This window comes from Legionella sp. km772 (assembly GCF_003989735.1).
Taxonomy (GTDB): Bacteria; Pseudomonadota; Gammaproteobacteria; order Legionellales; family Legionellaceae; genus Legionella.
Genome location: NZ_RZGQ01000197.1, coordinates 1 through 4638 on the forward strand (window position 1 = coordinate 1; position 4638 = coordinate 4638).

Here is a 4638-nt window from a genome sequence, read left to right on the forward strand (position 1 = left end):
ATAAAAACTCATTTAAATCACTTTGCTATTAAGTACAAATTGATTCTTAGAGCGAACCAGATTGCTTGGCAGGAGCTTAAAAATATGGCAGCTTAAAATTGACCGTGCGTAACATGAGTAAATTAAGAAATAACCGTTTTCAGCACCTTTAAAAAATAGAATATAATCTAATCAATTAGATACTATTTTATAATTGACTGTGATAAACCCTAAGCTATACTGATATTAATAGTTCAATTTGCATTTTAATGCACCGGTGCTGCAGTGAAACAAAATGGATTTACTCTTATCGAGCTAGTTTTTGTATTATGTATCGTTGCGATTTTAGCCACTATAGCCTTTCCTTCCTATCAATCCCATCTGATGAAATCAAGACGTTCTGATGCTAAAGAAGCGCTCGCTTCAGTGCAGTTGGCTCAGGAAAAATGGCGGGGAAACCATGATAGCTATGCGGATAATTTGGCTGATCTTGGGATTTCGCCAAACTCAGCTGCTGGTTATTATACGATACAACTCACTCCTGGCAGCAGTTCTGGCACTAATTATGAAGCAATAGCTACTGCAGTTCCTACAGGGCCACAAGCAAGTGATAACTGTGGAGTACTTAAGGTCACCGCTACAGGTTTTTCTGGAGATACGACATGTTGGGGACTGCATTGAGAGCTCAAGAAGGCTTCACTCTTATTGAGGCGATGATAACGGTTACTCTTCTCGCTGTTCTAGCTGCCTTAGCTATTCCCAGCTTTGAGAGCTCTATTGTTCGTAGCAAGGTGCGTAAAACTACCGAACTTATTGCGCAAATGATTTCTATGTCCCAAAGCGAGGCTTTACGGCGGAATGTAAAAATGTATTTAACGGTAATAACTGGAGACATTTGCATAGGATCCGCGCCAGCTCAATGTGACGTTCGGAGAGAGCCATTGATTAGTGGTATGAATGTAACGGCACCCAATTTAATACTCTCGCCCTTTTATGGTGTTCCAACCCCAGCTCCAGCAGTGTTTACGGTATCTTATTCAGGAGTGACGCATACCGTGAGCGTAAATAGACTGGGAATAATTATAGTTAGAGAAGAGCCATGAAAAAACAAAGGGGCCTTAGTATTGTTGAAATTATGATTGGAATGACCATTGGTTTGGTGGTGGTGGGTTCTGCGGGAACCTTTTTTTTAAGTACACTTAAAAGCAGTGTTGATGATGCGCGTCAGCAAAGTTTTATTCAAACCATTCAAACCCTTAAATACATGATGACTTCAGAAATACGTAGAGCCGGATATTCGAATTCAACCTCAGCACTACCTGCCGTTTCGGGATGGCCTGCTGGTTCCCATTATTATTCAAATGGCTTGTGTGCTTTAGTCACCTACATAGATATGACTCTTCCTACACCTAAACAGCAGTTTTTCGGGTTCAAACTAGAGCCTGGTACAGGAATTATATATTCCTATCAAGCGGATAATCTTGTCAACTGCGCAGCAACTACGGTATGGGAAGCTATGAACGATCCCACTCAAATAAAATTTTCTCAAGTTGCATCAGCTCCCTTATTTAGCACTACAACCAATCCAAAGCTTGTCCAAATTCATTTAATGGCTGAGGATGTTGTATCACAGTCAGGGACAAACCCTCTAAATCAGGAAGTTTTGGTTAAAGTTTTTATTCGCAATGATTAGGAGCACATAATGAGGAATCAACAGGGCTTTGCTACATTAGGGGTTGCTCTTATGATGTTGGTTCTTGTTTCATTTAATTCTTTTCTAAGCATTAAAGGATCAATATTAAACCAACAATCATCAAATAACGCCTACTATTCAGAAAAAGCGTTCCAACATGCAGAATTAGGCCTTAATAAAGTTAAAACAAATATCAATACTTACCTGCAAAATAATCCATCAGTCACCCAACTAAGCGATATTCCTAACAATCTGCTTAACCTTAATCTAACAAATACCTATTCAACCGTGATGAATGGCAACCAACTGGTTAGCACGGGTTATGTAAATGGAGTGGGTTTACGCAAAATCACCCAAATTTTAACGATTACCACTGGTGCTAATGGTGCAGCAGCTTTAAATGCTCTTGGTTATATAAACTTAGGCGGTAGTACCAGTGCGTCTAGCGCAAAAGCGGGTGGAGATATTACGGGAAATCTTCCTCCCCAAGTCTTTGCTAACTCAATGGAATATAAGGTGGCCCTTCTTGATCATAATAATCAAATTATTAAAGATTCATTAGGTAATATCATCTATCGTAGCATGACCTCAGATGAGTATTTTATGTATTATTTTGGCGGATTATGCCCAAATGCTCAAACCGCTTATGATAATGGCGATCTAACCAAGGCAGCTGATTGCATACCCGAAGCAAAAACCGCTGTTGCTGCAAACCCAAAAGGTTATATCTGTGATGCGGCAGATTGTAGTAGTAAAACTGAGGACGATAAATTAAGCGCCGCTTATGCGGCAGGTAAACGGGTTTTTTGGCTGCAAAATGGAGGAATCGATCATAAAACAAGTATGGGTACGGAGGCCGATCCGGTACTTATTTTTGTGATGAATATACCAGATGCGTCTAAAGCCGCCAAAATAAATGCTGAATCTACGATAGCGGGCGTCTTGTACGTGGATGTTTTAGACAGTGAAATAAGCATTAACTGCAGTTGCTCGGCGGATGCAACGATTACTAATCTCATCGTAGCAGCCAAGTATGTCGATGATCTCACTAAACCAATTTATAGTCCTGTAGCTTTAGGAGGAACCAAATGCTCAAACCATAGTGGTTGCAAAGATTCCAAAGGAACGGTTATTCCATTTAACTCCCGCTATGTGGTAACTTACCAACAGAAAGTAAGCGGTTCAACCTCTACCCCAGTATATGGTAATTATTCTAACATCGGGATAAATAGCCCTTCGCCCTCAGTATGTACAATAAACTCCTGCCAGCAAGCTCTTGCTACAGCCTCAACCACTTGTACGGGAGGGGCTGTTGTTGGTGATACGGGCAAATGCTCCTTTGTCGCTACAGCAGTATCAGGCAGCAATAATACGCCTCTTCAAATTGAAATCACCGGCACTTGGAATTCATCAGGAAGTGGACATAGTGTTGTCAATGGAGCAGTTATTACTTCGGGGAATTATGAAGGAACTGGTAATGCTGCCTACATCAAAAATTCAACAGTAATTACTAATATTATTTTCGGAGGCCTAGGAGGTAACGGCTTTACTACTAAGGCACCCATCATGTCTGTTAGTGCGTGGTCCGATATGAATTAAGGAGCTGGAATTGAACAGACAAGAGACGGGATTTACTATTTTTGAGGCCGTCATTGCTGCTGCTTTGCTAAGTATTGGATTGCTGGCCGCAGTAAAGTTAATGGTCAATATGAGGGTAGGAAACCAGGTTGCCCAACAGCGGAGGGAGGCTATGGATTATGCCTCAAACGCCTTAGAAGAAATGCGCGCGGCGGGTGCTTGTACTCCTATTCCAAGCAATACTTTAGCAAAAAGAGCGAATGATACGGCCGTGTATACTTTACAAGCCACTTGTACTGGCAATATTGCCACCGTGACCGTTATTTGGAACGACTCACGTGGTAACCAAACCAAGATAAATGGCGCAGATAACCAAGTAGTATTCGACTCTGAAATTTAAGCTTTTATCTATTTCAGCGTTTTTCTTGATAAAGTTCTTCTAACCAAAATAAAAAGAGTTCTTCCGCATTTTTATTTTTAATATGCTTTTGATTTTTATTTTTCCATTGTTGCAATTTACCATTTTTTATCCAGGTTAAAATCTCTGGATGGAGGTAGCTGGTCTTGCAAATGGTGGGGGTGTGTCCTAATAAATTAGCAACTTCAAACAGATGCTTTTTAATTTGAATCATCCGTAAATTTTTTTTTTCCAGCAAGTGGATAACCCGTATAAAAAACTCTCTATTAGCAATCCAGGTTCTAAAATTTTTAGCGGTAAAATGATCATCAGAAAGTGACGATAAATATTCATTAATATCTCTTGAGGTGATGGGTTCAAATTTTCGCTGTTCATTGTAATATTTAAAGATTTCATAGCCTGGTGCCATACTACTGTGTTTTATTATCTTAATAATTTTTTCATTATTAACTTCAAAACTCCAAAGATGCTTATTTTTTCCTAAAAATTTAAAGGCTATAGATTTTCTTTTTTGGATAAGGTGTTTTTTCCTAAGAGTAGTGGCGCCATAGGTTTTATTTTGTTTGGCATAGGTAGGATTTCCTATTCTTATTGAATAATTATCCACTAAAAAAAGAACTGAACAAATAATTTGAGTTTTACTCAAAGTAGGGGGCTTGTTTAATTCCTCATCTATTTTCTCGCGTAATAAGGAAAGAAAATACCCAAATTTTAATAAGGATTTGAATTTTTCTTCTTGCCGCCTACTTACCCAAGTCGGGTGGTAGATGTATTGTTTTCTTTTTTTATTATCACGGCCTATTGCTTGGATATGCCCATGCTCATGCGGGCAGATCCAGACCTGGGTATAGTGATATAGGCGCGGATTTTTAGACGAAAAAAAGGTATTTTTAAGAGCTATTCTTCTAATATAAGAGGGGAATAGAATGACCAAAAAGCGAAATTATTACACTGCATCAAAAAAATCAAA

Annotated in this window: 6 protein-coding genes; 5 read left to right on the forward strand and 1 reads right to left on the reverse strand. The window is 39.2% G+C overall.

Going from position 1 to position 4638, the window contains the following annotated elements; translation table 11 throughout:
* The first annotated feature begins 264 nt into the window (after nt 1–264).
* The 5 genes from ELY15_RS13540 to ELY15_RS13560 are packed head-to-tail and all read left to right on the forward strand — an operon-like array spanning nt 265 to nt 3650.
* On the forward strand, nt 265–660 hold the full coding sequence (locus ELY15_RS13540; RefSeq protein ID WP_127100926.1) for a type IV pilin protein: 396 nt from the start codon (nt 265–267) through the stop codon (nt 658–660).
* Nucleotides 642–1082: a Tfp pilus assembly protein FimT/FimU gene (locus ELY15_RS13545; protein ID WP_127100928.1), complete on the forward strand. Its 441-nt coding sequence runs from the start codon at nt 642–644 to the stop codon at nt 1080–1082. The genes ELY15_RS13540 and ELY15_RS13545 overlap by 19 nt, the downstream gene beginning before the upstream one ends.
* Nucleotides 1079–1672 carry a prepilin-type N-terminal cleavage/methylation domain-containing protein gene (locus ELY15_RS13550; protein WP_127100930.1) on the forward strand — a complete coding sequence of 198 codons (594 nt, stop codon included), beginning with the start codon at nt 1079–1081 and terminating at the stop codon, nt 1670–1672. The genes ELY15_RS13545 and ELY15_RS13550 overlap by 4 nt, the downstream gene beginning before the upstream one ends.
* A 9-nt stretch (nt 1673–1681) precedes the next feature.
* Nucleotides 1682–3271: a hypothetical protein gene (locus ELY15_RS13555; protein ID WP_127100932.1), complete on the forward strand. Its 1590-nt coding sequence runs from the start codon at nt 1682–1684 to the stop codon at nt 3269–3271.
* A gap of 10 nt (nt 3272–3281) precedes the next feature.
* Complete coding sequence (locus tag ELY15_RS13560) at nt 3282–3650, forward strand: type II secretion system protein (RefSeq protein ID WP_127100934.1); 369 nt, start codon at nt 3282–3284, stop codon at nt 3648–3650.
* Nucleotides 3651–3663: 13 nt separating this feature from the next.
* On the opposite strand, the gene ELY15_RS13565 is transcribed toward ELY15_RS13560, so the two are convergent.
* On the reverse strand, nt 3664–4602 hold the full coding sequence (locus ELY15_RS13565) for a DNA topoisomerase IB (protein WP_127100936.1): 939 nt from the start codon (nt 4600–4602) through the stop codon (nt 3664–3666).
* Nucleotides 4603–4638 lie beyond the last annotated feature (36 nt).